The organism is Allobosea vaviloviae, from assembly GCF_001298265.1.
Classification (GTDB): domain Bacteria; phylum Pseudomonadota; class Alphaproteobacteria; order Rhizobiales; family Beijerinckiaceae; genus Allobosea; species Allobosea vaviloviae_B.
The window spans coordinates 54,376-69,633 of the sequence record NZ_LGSZ01000019.1 but is presented as its reverse complement, the minus strand read 5'-3'; the positions used below and the strand labels follow the sequence as shown (position 1 = coordinate 69,633).

At 65.4% G+C, this 15,258-nt stretch carries 14 protein-coding genes; 10 read left to right on the top strand and 4 right to left on the bottom strand.

From position 1 onward, the window contains the following. The first annotated feature begins 112 nt into the window (after positions 1-112). Both AE618_RS27185 and mazF read left to right on the top strand, forming a co-directional pair. The gene (locus AE618_RS27185) at positions 113-355 is read left to right on the top strand and encodes an AbrB/MazE/SpoVT family DNA-binding domain-containing protein (protein ID WP_082364957.1); all 243 of its coding nucleotides are present in this window, start codon (positions 113-115) and stop codon (positions 353-355) included. Beyond that, positions 318-695 (top strand): endoribonuclease MazF, encoded by a 378-nt coding sequence (gene mazF, locus AE618_RS03140; RefSeq protein ID WP_248310728.1) that lies wholly within the window; start codon positions 318-320, stop codon positions 693-695. The genes AE618_RS27185 and mazF overlap by 38 nt, the downstream gene beginning before the upstream one ends. A gap of 24 nt (positions 696-719) precedes the next feature. Here the strand turns inward: mazF and AE618_RS03135 are convergent, their stop codons facing one another. Further along, complete coding sequence (locus AE618_RS03135) at positions 720-2,948, bottom strand: transglycosylase domain-containing protein (RefSeq protein WP_054207600.1); 2,229 nt, start codon at positions 2,946-2,948, stop codon at positions 720-722. A 303-nt stretch (positions 2,949-3,251) separates the two neighbouring features. On the opposite strand from AE618_RS03135, the gene AE618_RS03130 reads away from it, so the two are divergent. Both AE618_RS03130 and ppdK read left to right on the top strand, forming a co-directional pair. Further along, entirely contained in the window at positions 3,252-3,746 is a 495-nt protein-coding gene (locus AE618_RS03130) for a YcgN family cysteine cluster protein (protein WP_054207599.1), read from the top strand. A gap of 341 nt (positions 3,747-4,087) precedes the next feature. Further along, positions 4,088-6,772 carry a pyruvate, phosphate dikinase gene (gene ppdK / locus AE618_RS03125; protein ID WP_054207598.1) on the top strand — a complete coding sequence of 895 codons (2,685 nt, stop codon included), beginning with the start codon at positions 4,088-4,090 and terminating at the stop codon, positions 6,770-6,772. Positions 6,773-6,818: 46 nt separating this feature from the next. Here the strand turns inward: ppdK and AE618_RS03120 are convergent, their stop codons facing one another. Next, positions 6,819-7,433 (bottom strand): TetR/AcrR family transcriptional regulator, encoded by a 615-nt coding sequence (locus AE618_RS03120; protein ID WP_054207597.1) that lies wholly within the window; start codon positions 7,431-7,433, stop codon positions 6,819-6,821. A 191-nt stretch (positions 7,434-7,624) separates the two neighbouring features. Between AE618_RS03120 and AE618_RS03115 the strand changes: the two genes are divergently transcribed. The 3 genes from AE618_RS03115 to AE618_RS03105 are packed head-to-tail and all read left to right on the top strand — an operon-like array spanning position 7,625 to position 10,871. After that, on the top strand, positions 7,625-8,083 hold the full coding sequence (locus AE618_RS03115) for a (2Fe-2S)-binding protein (RefSeq protein ID WP_054207596.1): 459 nt from the start codon (positions 7,625-7,627) through the stop codon (positions 8,081-8,083). A 2-nt stretch (positions 8,084-8,085) separates the two neighbouring features. Further along, complete coding sequence (locus tag AE618_RS03110) at positions 8,086-10,239, top strand: xanthine dehydrogenase family protein molybdopterin-binding subunit (RefSeq protein ID WP_197280664.1); 2,154 nt, start codon at positions 8,086-8,088, stop codon at positions 10,237-10,239. Further along, on the top strand, positions 10,239-10,871 hold the full coding sequence (locus tag AE618_RS03105) for a hypothetical protein (RefSeq protein ID WP_054207594.1): 633 nt from the start codon (positions 10,239-10,241) through the stop codon (positions 10,869-10,871). The genes AE618_RS03110 and AE618_RS03105 overlap by 1 nt, the downstream gene beginning before the upstream one ends. Before the next feature lie 58 nt (positions 10,872-10,929). Here the strand turns inward: AE618_RS03105 and AE618_RS27180 are convergent, their stop codons facing one another. Next, positions 10,930-11,967, bottom strand: a complete 1,038-nt coding sequence (locus AE618_RS27180) for a P63C domain-containing protein (protein WP_082364956.1) — start codon at positions 11,965-11,967, stop codon at positions 10,930-10,932. Between the two features lie 101 nt (positions 11,968-12,068). On the opposite strand from AE618_RS27180, the gene AE618_RS27175 reads away from it, so the two are divergent. Continuing rightward, on the top strand, positions 12,069-12,473 hold the full coding sequence (locus tag AE618_RS27175; protein WP_082364955.1) for a type II toxin-antitoxin system PemK/MazF family toxin: 405 nt from the start codon (positions 12,069-12,071) through the stop codon (positions 12,471-12,473). A 329-nt stretch (positions 12,474-12,802) separates the two neighbouring features. Here AE618_RS27175 and AE618_RS03100 read toward each other — a convergent pair whose 3' ends face one another. Further along, a complete protein-coding gene (locus tag AE618_RS03100; protein ID WP_054207593.1) occupies positions 12,803-13,024 on the bottom strand; it encodes a hypothetical protein in 222 nt (73 codons plus the stop codon). A gap of 314 nt (positions 13,025-13,338) precedes the next feature. Between AE618_RS03100 and AE618_RS03095 the strand changes: the two genes are divergently transcribed. Beyond that, positions 13,339-13,548, top strand: a complete 210-nt coding sequence (locus AE618_RS03095; protein WP_054207592.1) for a cold-shock protein — start codon at positions 13,339-13,341, stop codon at positions 13,546-13,548. Positions 13,549-13,752: 204 nt separating this feature from the next. Next, positions 13,753-15,198, top strand: coding sequence for a DEAD/DEAH box helicase (locus AE618_RS03090; protein WP_054207591.1), 1,446 nt, complete (start codon positions 13,753-13,755; stop codon positions 15,196-15,198). Positions 15,199-15,258: the final 60 nt, after the last annotated feature.

The window sequence follows — 15,258 nt, the reverse complement described above, 5'->3', positions numbered from 1 at the left end:
GGCGGGAGCGCGTCAACAGCACCACTGAACCAACTTGCAACTTGCCTCGGTACCGTTTGCATGTATCTTCGTTGTATCGACAGGCCGTGCAGGCGTGAGGAGTGGCACCATCATGAACGCTCGCTTTTCGAAATGGGGTAACAGTCTTGCCATTCGGATTCCTGCGGCTTTCGCGCAGGAAATTTCCGTTGGAGAGGGTGCGATTGCAGATATTTCCGTGGAGAATGGCTGCATTGTCATCAAGCCGATGAGCGAGCCGCACTACGATCTTGCAGACTTGCTCGCCGGGATCAGCGAGTCGAATCTGCATGGCGAGATTGAGTCACATTCTGCGGTCGGCAACGAGTACGGCTGAGCCGTACTGTCCTGATGCAGGCGATGTCATCTGGATCAGCTTTGATCCACAGGCGGGCCGCGAGCAGGCTGGCCGGCGCCCGGCTCTTGTCTTGTCGCCGCAGAAATACAACCAGCAGACGCGACTTTGCGTGCTCTGCCCCATCACCAACCAGGTGAAAGGCTATCCCTTCGAGGTGGTGGTTCCCGACGGGATCGGCGTGACCGGCGCGATCCTCTCCGATCAGGTCAAAAGCCTGTCCTGGGCCGAACGGCAGTCCGAGATGATCCGCAAAATGCCCGATGCGATCGTCGCAGACGTCAGAGCGAAGATTTCCGCCCTCATCTTCCCGAAGCCCTGAACTGAAGCCGAACCAGCAGAACCCCTACCGAATCCGCGTCTCGCCTGTTGTCGCGGAGACCTCACGGATGCCCACCTGCAGGCGCGGCCCGGCAACGCGGGCGGGCTCGATCGTCTTGAACATCGCGCCGACAGCAGAGAGCACCTCGAAGGATTGGCGCGGCATGTGACCGGCACCGGGCCCTGCCGCCGGGACCGTCGCGTTCGACGGAGTGCTGGCCCTGGCGATGGTCGCAGTCTTCGGATCGGGCGGCGCGACACCGGGGATCGGCTTCAGCTCCAGACCCTGATGGGCGAACTGCATGATCTCCTTCCAGGTCATGGCCGGCAGCGAGCCGCCGGTCATGTTGGCGGTCTCGGAGGAATCGTCGTTGCCGAACCAGACCGCGCCGACGAGGTTGCCGGAATAGCCGACATACCAGGCGTCCTTGTAGCCGTTGGTGGTGCCGGTCTTGCCGGCGGTGACCACGCCCTCCAGCGCGGCACGGCGGCCCGTGCCCTCGGTGGGAACCTTGGACAGCATGAAGTTCATGTCCTGGGCGACCTGGGTGCTCAGGACCTGGGCCGGCGCCGGCTCGTCGCGGTCGTGGCGGTAGATCGGCTCACCCTGCGAGTTGTGGATCTCGATGGCGGCATAGGGCTTGGCGCGCTTGCCGCCATTGGCGAAGACGGAATATCCGGCGGCCATGTCGATCACCGTGACCTCCGCCGCGCCGATCGGCAGCGAGACGGTGTCGGTCAGCGGCGAGTTCAGGCCCATGGCCCGGCTCGTCTCGATGATCTTCATGCGGCCGATGCGCGCGGCGCGCGCGACATGGCTTTCGCCGGTGGCCTGGCCGATGGCGATCGACATCTGCACCGGGGTCGTATTGATCGATTTGGCCAGCGCGACATAGAGCGGCATCGAGCCGGCATAGGAGCGGCCGTAATTGTTGGGGCACCAGTTGCCGATGCAGACCGGACGGTCGGTGACGACCGTGTTGGGCTTGTAGAGCCCCGCCGCCAGCGCCGTCGCATAGACGAAGGGTTTGAAAGACGAGCCGGGTTGCCGCAGGCTCGCGGTGGCGCGGTTGAACTGGCTCGCGCCATAGTCGCGCCCGCCGACAAGCGCGCGCACGGCCCCGTCCGGGTCCATGATCGCGGTCGCCGCCTGCTTGGCCCGGTAGCCCGGCCCGTGCTGGCGCAGGATCGACTCGATCGTCTCGTCGGCGCGGTCCTGGATGGCGGGATCATGCGGTGTCTTCACCGTCAGCACCCGGTCGGCGCCGATCTTGCCGTCGTCGGCCAGCGCCTTCACCTGCTCGAAGGCCCAGTCGAGATAATAGTCCGGGCTGGAATCACGCCGCCGATCGACCGGCGTCGCCGGGTTGCGCTTGGCGCTGTCGACCTGGCCCGCCGTCATGAAGCCGGCGTCGACCATCGCGTTCAGGACGTCGTTGGCCCGCGCGCGGGCGGCCGGCAGGTTGACATGGGGGGCGTATTTCGTCGGCGCCTTGAACAGACCCGCCAGCATCGCGGCTTCCGCCAGCGAGACGTCCTTCACCGACTTGCCGAAATAGTAATCCGCCGCCGCCGCGACCCCGAAGGTGCCGCCGCCCATATAGGCGCGGTCGAGATAGAGCTTGAGGATCTCGTTCTTGGTCAGGCGCGTTTCGAGCCAGAGCGCGAGGAAGGCTTCCTTGATCTTGCGGTCGAGCGAGCGCTCATTGGTCAGGAACAGGTTCTTGGCGAGCTGCTGCGTCAGCGACGAGCCGCCCTGGACCACGCCCGAGGCCCGTGCATTCACTGTCACCGCGCGAAGCGTGCCGAGGACGTCGATCCCGAAATGGTCGTAGAAGCGCCTGTCCTCGGTCGCCAGCACGGCCTTGATGAGATGGTCCGGCATCTGGTCGAGCTTGAGCGAATCGTCGTGCCGCGCACCGCGATGGCCGAGCTCGGCGCCGTAGCGATCAAGGAAGGTCACGGCGAAGACCTGGTTCTTCAGGGCCTCCTCGCGCCCCTCGTTGAAGGAGGGGATGGCCAGCGAGAGCATCAGGAATGCGCCGACGATACCGACATTCAGCCCCTCGCTGGCGAATTCCGCCGCGAGCCTCTGGCCGCCGCTGACGGTGAGCCGGTCGGTGAGGCTGCGAATGCGTTCATAGGTGTCGCCGGCGCGCCGCGCCGCGCCCCACAGCCCGGCATCGACCCATGAATCGACCGCCAGCGCAAAGCGCTTCAGTCGGGTCGCCCAGCCTGTCTTCCTGAACTCCATCGCCGTCCTGGCATCCCGATGAGGGTCGCCGTCTCGATGAGACGGCGACATGGCCCTGCCGCGCTCTTGCCGCCTAGGTAACATAAATGCGGCGGCGCCTGATTACATAATGGCTGTTCGTCGCGGTGTCAGTGGTCGCCGCCCGATCGATGGTGGACAGCAGATTTCGGGCCAGCGAGGTTGTCCCGTTTTAGTACGTCGCATCGCTTACTGCGCAATCCGGTCGGCGGATGCGGACGCGCAGAATGCCAGGATCTGGCGCCCCGCGCTTCCCTCGCAGCCCGCCGCGGCGCATAAGGCGGCATGACCCGCGACCAAGATCGAGACGAACCTTTCTGGCGCACCACCTCGCTCGAGGCGATGAACCGCGAGCAATGGGAATCGCTCTGTGACGGCTGCGGACGCTGCTGCCTCGTGAAACTCCAGGACGAGGATACCGGCGCGATCCTGGCGACCGATATCGGCTGCCGCCTGTTCGATGCCGGCACATGCCGCTGCAAGGACTACGAAAACCGCTCCACCATCGTGCCCGATTGCGTGACGTTGACGCCCCATGACGTACGCACGCTGCCCTGGCTGCCGCCGACCTGCGCCTATCGCCTCATCGCCGAGGGGCGCGACCTGCCCTGGTGGCATCCGTTGGTCTCGGGCGATCCTGAAACGGTGGTCGAGGCCGGCGTCGCGGTGCGCAACCGCGTCTTTGCCAGCGAGGACGACGTGCCCGACGACGACGTGCCCGACCGCATCGTCGCCTGGCCGCTGCGCTGGCCCAAGAAGGCGCGGATGGCAAGGCCCTGAACCGAAGTGGCATCCAGCGGGCGCAGCGTGTCGAAAAGTTGGTGGGATTGCGCGATAGTCGCGAGGCCGGCACTGCCGTCGCCGGATATCGCTCGATGACCCACGAGGCGCACCAGCGCATACCCTTTCTAAGGCTGTCGCCTGTGACGCGCGAATGAGAGCTCAGCCGGACCCAGATGCGATGCAGAGGGCGGCGTCTTTGCCTGTTGGCTGATTGATTGTTCCCGCAGTTTTCGGCATGAGCACCCGGAGCCCGTCGCTGGCATGCTTGGCGACGCTTCGCGGAAACTTTTGGATCGCCCTGGCGTTGCTGCGCCGGGCTGGATGAAGAGGCATATGTGATGGCTGGCGGGAAATGGGTCTACACCTTCGGCGACGGCAAGGCCGAGGGTGAGGCGGGCATGAAGAACCTGCTCGGCGGAAAGGGAGCAAACCTCGCCGAGATGAGCAATCTCGGCCTGCCTGTGCCGCCCGGCTTCACCATCACCACCGAGGTCTGCACCTGGTACTACGACAACGGCAAGCAGTTCCCGCCGGAGCTGGAGGCGCAGGCGAAAGCCGCGCTCGCCGACATGGGCCGCCTGACGGCTAAGACCTTCGGTGACCCCGCCAATCCGCTTCTGGTGTCGGTGCGTTCGGGCGCGCGCGCCTCGATGCCGGGCATGATGGACACGGTCCTGAACCTCGGCCTGAACGATGTTACCGTCGAGGCGGTCGCCAAGGCCTCGGGCGACGCCCGCTTCGCCTGGGACAGCTACCGCCGCTTCATCACGATGTATTCCAACGTCGTGCTCGACGTCGACCACGGCGATTTCGAGGAGGCGCTCGAGGACTACAAGGAGCGCAAGGGCTACCATCTCGACACTGATCTCGGCGCCGAGGATTGGAAGGTCCTGGTCGGCAAGTACAAGGACATCGTCAGGAAGACGCTCGGCAGCGACTTCCCGCAGGACCCGCAGGCTCAGCTCTGGGGCGCTGTCGGCGCGGTCTTCTCCTCCTGGATGAACGCCCGCGCGATCAAGTATCGCGAGCTGAACAGCATCCCCGCCGCCTGGGGCACGGCGGTCAACGTCCAGTCGATGGTGTTCGGCAATATGGGCGACACCTCCGCCACCGGCGTCGCCTTTACCCGCAACCCCTCGACCGGCGAAAACGCGCTCTATGGCGAGTTCCTGGTCAATGCGCAGGGCGAGGACGTCGTCGCCGGCATCCGCACGCCGCAGGACATCACCGAGGTCGCCCGCAAGGAGGCCGGCTCCGACAAGCCCTCGATGGAGCGGGTGATGCCGGAGGCCTATGCCGAGCTGTGCCGCATCTACGGCATCCTCGAGAAGCACTACCGCGACATGCAGGACATGGAGTTCACCATCCAGGAGGGCAAGCTCTGGATGTTGCAGACGAGGTCCGGCAAGCGCACCGCCAAGGCCGCTCTGCGGATCGCGGTCGAACTCGCCGAGGAAGGCCTGATCACGCAGGAGGAGGCCGTCGGCCGCGTCGAGCCCGGTGCGCTCGACCAGCTCCTGCACCCGATGATCGATCCCAAGGCCGAGCGCCGTATCCTGACGACGGGCCTGCCGGCCTCGCCCGGCGCCGCTGCCGGCGAGATCGTCTTCAACTCCGACGATGCCGAAGCCGCCAGGAAGGCCGGCCGCAAGGTCATCCTCGTGCGCGTCGAGACGAGCCCTGAGGACATCCACGGCATGCATGCGGCCGAAGGCATCCTGACCACGCGCGGCGGCATGACCTCGCATGCGGCGGTCGTGGCGCGCGGCATGGGCAAGCCCTGCGTCTCCGGCGCCGGCCAGATCCGCGTCGACTACGCCAAGGGCACGATGACCGTCGGTTCGACCACGCTGAAGGCCGGCGATTTCATCACGATCGACGGCGCCGCCGGCCAGGTGATGATCGGCGAGATCAAGATGCAGCAGCCGGAGCTGTCGGGCGAGTTCGGCACGCTGATGGGCTGGGCCGACAAGGTCCGCCGCCTCAAGGTCCGCGCCAATGCCGAGACGCCCGAGGACGCCCGCACCGCGCGCGACTTCGGCGCCGAAGGCATCGGCCTGTGCCGCACCGAGCACATGTTCTTCGAGGAAGACCGCATCCAGTCGGTGCGCGAGATGATCCTCGCTCATGACGACACGGGTCGTCGCGCCGCGCTCGCCAAGCTCCTGCCCATGCAGCGCCAGGACTTCGTCCAGCTCTTCACGATCATGCAGGGCCTTCCCGTCACGATCCGCCTGCTCGATCCGCCGCTGCACGAGTTCCTGCCGCATAGCGAAGCCGAGATCGCGGCCGTCGCCAAGGCACTCGGCGTGACGCCGGAGACGCTGAAGCACCGCGCGACCGAACTCCACGAGTTCAACCCGATGCTCGGCTTCCGCGGCTGCCGTCTCGCGATCGCCTATCCCGAGATCGCCGAGATGCAGGCCCGCGCCATCTTCGAGGCGGCGGTGATCGCGGCCCGGGAAACCGGCAAGCCGGTGATTCCCGAGGTCATGATCCCGCTGGTGATGGGTGTGCCCGAGTTCGACCTGGTCAAGGCCGGCATCGACGCGATGGCTAGGGCCGTGACGGCCGAGAGCGGCGTCGAGCTGACCTATCAGGTCGGCACCATGATCGAGCTGCCGCGCGCCTGCCTGCGCGCCGAGGAGATCGCCCGCACGGCCGAGTTCTTCTCCTTCGGCACCAACGACCTGACGCAGACCACGCTCGGCATCAGCCGCGACGACGCCGGCTCGTTCCTCGGCTCCTACACGGCCAAGGGCATCCTCGCCGCCGATCCCTTCGTCACGATCGACCAGGAGGGCGTCGGCGAGCTCGTCAAGATCGCCGTCGAGCGCGGCCGCAAGGCGCGCCCCGACATCAAGCTCGGCATCTGCGGCGAGCATGGCGGCGATCCGGCCTCGATCGGCTTCTGCGACAGCGTCGGGCTAGACTACGTCTCCTGCTCGCCCTTCCGCGTGCCGATCGCAAGGCTGGCGGCGGCGCAAGCGGCGCTGGGCGCCGTGCGGGCGAAAGAGGGCTGAGCGGCCGTCAGGCCGCCGTCAGGACCGGACTATGCGAGACGTCGGACTACCGCTTCGCAACCGCCTGCGCCGCGACCGCCGCCGCCAAACGCAGCCTGGCCTCATAGGTCTCCAGCGAGGGCGGCGTCCCCATCTTCGCGCCGATGGCGGCGCGGACCAGCGTCTCGACGATTCCGATCGGCTCGAGCGATCCCAGCGCGATCTCGCCTGACGAGGCGGACTGCGCCAGCAGGGCCGTGGCGGTGACGGTGAAGATCCGCTCCAGCGCCTGCAATTCGCGCAGCGCGATGCTGGCCATCAGCGCCTTGAGTTCCTGCAGGTGCTCGCCATCTCCGAAGGCGGCATAGCCGGTCGCGAAATAGGCCAGCATCAGCGCCGTGAGCTTGTCGGGAAAGGGCAGGGGCTGCGCCATCACCGCTGCGCATCGGGCTTCGATCTGAGCCGCGAAACGCTCGATCATCGCCCGGAAGACATCGTCCTTGCCCTTGAAATGCAGGTAGATCGTTGCCTTGGCGAGGCTGGCCTCGCGCGCAATGTCGTCCATCGAGCTTCGCTTGAAGCCATAGCGCGCAAACCGCCGAAGAGCTGCATCGGCGATCTGCTCGATGCGGGTCCTGGCTTCATCCGGCGGAACCGGGGAGCTTTCTCGTGACGTGCTCATTCTCAGTCTTGACGAATTCCAGACTCTGAGCCACCATACCGACTAGACTGGATTTATCCAAACAGTCCATTCTCGGGCGGCCGCGACGGCCGCCGCTGTTCAACGCTAGGCCGGAAAGGGTTCGCAAGGTAACCCCCGCGCCGGCGCGTCGTTCCGGTTCTCAACACCCCATCTCCATCCGCGAGGCAGCCATGGCTCACACACTCACCGTCAACGGACGCATCCATAGCGTCGATGTCGACGACGACACGCCCCTGCTCTGGGCGATCCGGGACAATCTCGGCCTGACCGGCACCAAATTCGGCTGCGGCGTCGCCCAATGCGGCGCCTGCACGGTCTGGATCGACGGACAGCCCGTGCGCTCCTGTGTCACGCCGGTCTCGGCAGTCGAAGGCAAGGTCACCACGATCGAAGCGCTGGAGGGCAAGGAGGCCGCCGCGGTCCAGGCCGCCTGGGACAGCCTCGACGTGCCGCAATGCGGCTACTGCCAGTCCGGCCAGGTGATGAGCGCGGTCGCCCTCCTGAAGGAGAACCGCAAGCCGAGCGACCGCGACATCGATCTCGCCATGAACGGCAACATCTGTCGCTGCGCCACCTATGCCCGCATCCGCACGGCGATCCATGCCGCAGCCCGCACGCTGGAGGGTTGAGCATGACCGCCCACGATCTCACCCTCTCGCGCCGCTCGCTTCTCGCCGGGGCCGGCGGCCTCGTCATCGCGCTGCATCTGCCCAAGGCCGCCCGCGCCCAGTCGGCCGGCGCCGCGGCCTTCGCGCCGAACGCCTTCATCCGCGTCGCGCCCGACCACAGCGTCACCGTGCTGGTCAAGCATATCGAGTTCGGGCAGGGGCCCTTCACGGGGCTCGCGACGCTCGTCGCAGAGGAGATGGACGCCGATTGGGGCCAGATGCGCGCCGAGCATGCGCCGGCCGACGTCAAGCTCTACGCCAATCTCGCCTTCGGCGTGCAGGGCACGGGCGGCTCCACCGCCATGGCCAATTCCTTCGATCAGATCCGCAAGGCAGCCGCGACCGCCCGGGCCATGCTGATGCAGGCCGCGGCGCAGGCCTGGAAGGTTTCCCCCGGTGAGATCACGATCGAGAAGGGCGTGCTGACGCATGCCTCGGGCAAGCAGGGTCGTTTCGGCGACTTCACCGAGGCCGCCGCAAGACTGCCGGTGCCGGACAATGCGCCGCTGAAGCAGCCGTCCCAGTTCCGGCTGATCGGCAAGGAGGGCGTGGTGAAGCGGCTCGACGGTGCCGACAAGGCCCGCGGCAAGACGAAGTTCACCATCGACATCAGCGCGCCGAACATGCTGACGGCTGTCGTCGCCCGTCCGCCGCGCTTCGGCGGCAAGGTCGCGAACTTCGACGCGACCGAGACGCTCAAGGTCAAGGGCGTCGTCGACGTCAAGCAGATCGGCTCGGGTGTCGCCGTCTATGCGCAGGGCATGTGGCCGGCGATCAAGGGCCGCGAGGCTCTCAAGGTCGTCTGGGACGAGAGCGAGGCCGAAAAGCGCGGCAGCACGGAGCTCGTCGTCGAGTATCGCGCGCTCGCCCGTACGCCGGGCAAGGTCGCGGGAAGTCACGGCGATGCGGAGGCTGCGCTTGCAAAGGCCGAGCGGGTGATCGAGGCGGAATACGTCTTCCCCTATCTGGCGCATGCGCCGATGGAGCCGCTCGACGGCTATCTCGAATGGAACGCGCAGGGCGCGCTCGCCCGCTTCGGCAGCCAGTTCCAGACCACCGAGCACCAGACCATCGCCACGATCCTCGAATTGCCGCCTGAGAAGGTGCAGCTCGAGACCATGCTTGCCGGCGGCTCCTTCGGCCGCCGCGCGCAGGTCAGCCAGCATCTGGCGGCGGAATTGGCCATGTGCGCCAAGGCGATCGGCCCCAACCGGCCGGTCAAGCTGGTCTGGACCCGCGAGGACGATCTGACTGGCGGCTATTACCGCCCGCTCTTCGTCCACCGCATGCGCGGCGCGGTGAAGGACGGCAGGATCACCGCCTGGACCAACAGCATCGTCGGCCAGTCCTTCTTCCTCGGCACGCCCTTCGAGGCGATGACGGTGAAGGACGGCGTCGATGCGACCATGGTCGAGGGCGCCAACGAGCTGCCTTATGAGGTCTCGGATTTCCGCTGCGAGGTTCACACCGCCAAGGTCGGCGTGCCGACGCTGTGGTGGCGTTCGGTCGGTCACACCCACACCGCCTATGCGGTCGAGTGCTTCGTGGACGAACTGCTCCAGGCCGCGGGGCAGGATCCGGTCGCCGGCCGCCTCGCCTTGATGGGCAAGGAGCCGCGCCTGGCGGGCGTGTTGAAGGCCGTCGCCGAACTGGCGAAATGGACCGGCCCGGATGCCGGCAATGGCCGCGCGCGGGGCGTCGCGGTGGCGGAGAGCTTCGGCTCTTTCGTCGCGCAGATCGCCGAGGTCTCTGTGGGCGAGGGCGGCGAGCCGAAGGTCCACAAGGTCTGGTGCGCGATCGACTGCGGCATCGCCGTCAACCCCGACGTGATCCGCGCCCAGATGGAGGGCGGCATTGGCTTCGGTCTCGGCCATGCCCTCTATGGCGAACTCACGCTCGACAAGGGCAAGCCGGTCCAGACCAATTTCGACAGCTACCGCTCGCTGCGTATCCACGAGATGCCGGAGGTTGAGGTGAAGATCATCGCCTCGACCGAGAAGCCGACCGGCGTCGGCGAGCCCGGCGTGCCGCCGATCGGTCCTGCCGTTGCCAATGCGCTGGCGCGGCTCGGCCAGGGGCGGCCGCGTCGCCTGCCGATGGTCGGGGGGGTCGCGTGATGCAAGGTCGAACCCTTCTTGGCCAGAGCCTTCTCGCCGCCATGGCCGGTCTCGGCTTGGCGGTCGGTGGTTCCGCCCTCACGCTCGCCCAGACGCCGACGCCGCCCGCCGGCACGCTGCGGCCGGTCGAGAGCTTCCAGTCGATCGGACAGCGCGAGGCGCGTTCTGCCGCGATCTTCACCGAGATGGGCAAGGTTCTGCAGCATCCGCGCTGCGTGAACTGCCACCCGGCGACCGAGCGGCCGCGCCAGACCGATCTCCAGCGTCCCCACCAGCCGCTCGTCGTGCGCGGCAAGGACGGCCATGGCGCGCCGGGCATGGCCTGCTCGACCTGCCACGGCAAGGAGAACTTCGATCCGGCGCGCGTGCCGGGCGACGGCCACTGGGCGCTGGCCCCGGCCTCGATGGCGTGGGAAGGCAAGACGCTGGGCCAGATCTGCGAGCAGATGAAGGACCCCAACCGCAATGGCAGCCGCGATCTCGCGGCGCTGATCAAGCATGTCGCCGAGGACACGCTGGTCGGCTGGGCCTGGCGCCCGGGGCCGGGCCGCCAGCCGGCGCCCGGCACGCAGGACCAGTTCGGCGCGCTGTTCAAGGCCTGGGCTGAGACCGGCGCGGTCTGCCCGCCTTGAGACTCAAATCGGCAGACAAGACAGCGCGGCGGGCTCCAGCGAGCCCGCCGCGCTGGCGTCAAGCATCATCTTCGCTTGGCGGCGGTGGAAGGGCAAATAAGTCGCCTGCTTGCGGTTTGAATTTCTTGCAGAACAAACGAGTGAATTCGGTCCAATCGTCGGATACCGAAAGCAGAGTTGTCACAGCGATAATTTGTTTCTGTAGGTGTGGATCGCCCACTTCTTCGGTTAGGTATCTATAATGAAGGTTTTTACGTCGCTTTTTTTCGAAATCTACTGGATTTTTTGCCCGAAGTTCATCCAAAACTCCATCCGGCAATTGTTTATAAATGAGTTCGTTTGTTAATTTTCCTATGTAATGGTTTCTCTTGTTCGAGCCCGGCGCATAATTCCAGCCCCGAACGCGATGCAGCTCCGCGTAAAAATTTTGCGGGAAGCGCTGCGTCCAAGGCAAAAGCTCTGGCGATACATAGGCAGCAAGGATTTTTTGTAGCTCGTCGCGCGCGCGATACTCTTGATAGCCCGTAGCCTCATCAACGAGGGCGATAATGCCAACCCGAGCGAACGCACGAATAAGCTCTTCGGCACGCGCAACAATTCCATCTTGCCTTTCCGTTGTGTCGCCGGCGGCCCGAGCGGCAAGGATCGCATCGCAAATTTCAGGCAAGATTGTTGCCGGGTAGCCTAAGCCGCGCGGAGCGCCGGGGGCGCTGAACAAAATTGGATTTCTCAGCGCCATCGTTAAGTCGCTGGAAAGATGCTTAAAAATCCAATTTTGAGTAGCAAAACGCGGTAGTTCGGCGCCGCCCTCGTCGGGCTTCATGTCTTCTCGGGGGCCGCCTCGCGTGACGCCGAGGCCTCGGAACATGCCCCGTTGCGATATGACGCGCAGCGAATTGTTCAGGACAAAACAATCCAACTCGATGTCGCCGATTTTAAGTGGCGATTGATCTGAACCAAACTCAGCTTTTGGAATTGCGGCCGCCGCTGCCCACCTTGAAGCGGCGCTGTTGCGCGCGATCTCGCGACGCCGTTCTGGGGATAACGCGATAGCGCGCGCGCGGCCACCTTTGCTTTTAGGGCTGTCATCGGACATTAGAGCGCTCCTTGCTTGCGGAGATGGAGTTAGCATGCTTGCATATGTTACCGCAAGCATGCTAACTGTCCGGCCTGGCAAGCTTGCTATACGAGGGCGCGATGGCTCTGCAGTTTCACCCGCGTGCGGGGCAGATTTTGATATGCGATTTTTCCGGCTTCCGCATTCCTGAGATGGTCAAGCCGCGACCAGTCATCGTGGTATCACCAAAGCTACCCTATCGTTCCGACATTGTCGCGATCGTTCCGATTAGCTTAACGCCGCCGAGACATGATCTGCCTTTCTGTTTCCGCCTGTCCAAAAATTATCACCCCATGGAAGATGATGATCTTCCATGTTGGGCTAAGGCGGATATGCTGATGAATATTGGTCTATACAGACTGTCAGCAATTAAGGTCGGTAGGCGGAAATATGAATACCCTGCATTGAGCGCTGAGGATTTGGCCGGCGTTCGGCGCTCGGTCCTTTGCGGGCTCGGCCTCGACCGCATTGAAAAGCAGGACTGAATCGGCTATATAGGCTTGGTAGCCCGGTTGTCGGGCGCTAAGACCTAGCTTGCTGGGCAGGCCCCTCAATGAGCGATGACAAGCTTCGAGGAAGCCTAGATATTGTCACGTCCCAAAGCCCCGCTCACGCGGGGCTTTGTGTTATAGGCCCCCAACGCTTCGCCGCTGCCGTCTTAGCAATCTCGGCGCGGCGTTCAGGGCTCTTGCTCTCGGCTCGCTTGCGCCCGCCGTTGGGCCGAGCGCCGCGCGGCCTTGCCCGTCGCAATTCGCATGATATGGACGGCGTTGCCGATCACGTCGGCGGGGCGCTTCTCGCCTTTTGGGGGGCTTTAGGCATGGCGTTTGCGCAGGGCTAAGATTTCTGTCGGCGTCTCGCGAACGTAAAACCTTCGCGCATCGTCGCCAGCGGCGAAGAACCAAATCTCGGAAAAACCGTTTGCCATAGGCCAGATGCTGGTCGCATTAGCCAAATTGACCTGAATTTTTCCTTTGGCGTAGTCCTCTTGAATGCTCTCGCCAGCAGGGGTCAGTTCAACCCAATCGTCTACCATGTCGGCCTGGCTCCTGCTTTGTGTTAAGTATATAGGACCGGCGCCGCACTGGCGACAGGCGCCAACCGCGCGAGATATCAAACCGGGCCGCTTGCATTCCGGACCCGCCGCTGGACCCGCATTGCGTTTTGTGCTAGCTCCACCCATGTAAGACGAGATGCGGCCGGGTTCTGACCATCCTCCGCGCGGTTCACTCCGGTCGGCGGGCACGATTCAGATCCACCACACATCGACTACAAGACCATGGCAGGCGTCCGCGCGCCGCGCCGTGTCTTCATCACATACGCGGATCTGAAACGTGAGGACTACCTTCCATGGATAAGGGCACCGTCAAGTGGTTCAACACCACCAAGGGCTACGGCTTCATCACCCCTGAGAACGGCGGACAGGACATCTTCGTCCACATCTCCGCTGTCGAGCGGGCCGGCCTGCGCGAGCTGGTCGAAGGCCAGGTCGTTTCCTACGAGCTGATCGCCGATCGCAAGACCGGCAAGTCCTCGGCCGGCAACCTCTCCGTCGCCTGAGACTGAAACGACCATCGACCGGGCAGGCGCCTCTCGCGCCCGCCCGGCTTTCAAGACCGATACCACCATCGAAGACACCTGCCGGCGCTGTGGCTTAGCGGTTCGCCGGAAGGACAGATTCAATATTCAAGGCCGGACGCAATCCGGCGGCACAGCCGATACCCACATGTGCCCCTTGCGTCACGGCGTCCGGAAAGACCTGTTTTGACTCAATTCACCGACCTCGGCCTGGCCGAGCAGCTTCTCAAGGCGCTCGCCTCCGAAGGTTACACCACGCCCACGCCGATCCAGGCCCAGGCGATTCCGTCCATCCTCCAGGGCCGCGACCTTCTCGGCGCCGCCCAGACCGGCACCGGCAAGACCGCCGCCTTCGCGCTGCCGCTGATCCAGCGCCTGCTGTCGCAGCCGCGCCGCATGGAAACGCGCTCGGTTCGCGCGCTGATCCTGTCGCCGACCCGTGAGCTCGCCGCCCAGATCGAGACCTCGATCCGCGCCTACGCCCAGTTCACCACCATCAAGTCGACCGTCGTCTTCGGCGGCGTGCCCGTCGGCAAGCAGATCCGCGCGCTTGGCCAGCATGTCGACATCCTCGTCGCCACCCCCGGCCGCCTGCTCGATCTCGTCGACCAGCGCGCCGTCTCGCTGCGCGAGATCGAATATCTCGTCCTCGACGAGGCCGACCAGATGCTCGATCTCGGCTTCGTCCATGCCCTGCGCCGGATTGCGACGCTGATCCCCAAGAAGCGCCAGACGCTGCTGTTCTCGGCGACGATGCCCAAGCCGATCCGCGAGATCGCCTCGGCCTATCTCACCGATCCCGTCGAGGTCTCGGTCGCGCCCGTCGCGACCACCGCCGAGAAGATCGACCAGCGCGTGGTTTTTACCCAGCCCGGTGAGAAGCCGGCGCTGCTCGCCAAGACCCTGAGCACGCCCGAGATGGAGCGCGCCATCGTCTTCACCCGCACCAAGCACGGCGCCGACAAGGTCGTCCGCCAGCTCGAGATCTCCGGCATCAAGTCCGCCGCGATCCATGGCAACAAGAGCCAGGGCCAGCGCGAGCGGGCGCTCGGCGCCTTCCGTGACGGCGAACTGCGCATCCTCGTCGCCACCGACATCGCCGCCCGCGGCATCGATGTCGACGGCATCAGCCATGTCGTCCAGTTCGACCTGCCCAACGTCGCCGAGACCTATGTCCACCGCATCGGCCGCACCGCGCGCGCCGGCGCGTCTGGCATCGCGATTGCCTTCTGCACGCCCGAAGAGCGCGGCGATCTCGCCGCGATCGAGAAGCTGACCCGCGTCGCCATCACGCCCATGGGCGAGGTGCCGTACTGGGATGGCCGCACCCCGAAGAAGCCGCCGCAGAACCAGGGTCGCGGCGGACGCGGCCAGCAGGGCGGCGGCGGTCGCGACCAGGGCCGGCCGCAGGGCGAACGCTCGGGTCGTCCCCAGGCCAAGCCTGCAGGCGGCGGCCAGCGTTCCGATGCACCCCGCAATGATGCGCCGCGCAACGACCGGCCGCAGCGCAGCGAGGCTCAAAGCCCCCGAAAAGACGGTGGAGCGGCCAAGGAAGGGCTTGGCGGCGTCGCGTTCTTGCAGCAAAGAACACAGCAACCACGCACCAACGGCGCCCGGCGGCGCGCGAACTGACGCGCGACAAGCTGACAACGGGGCGGCGTCGATCCTTCGGGTCGGCCCGTTCCCAGCGCC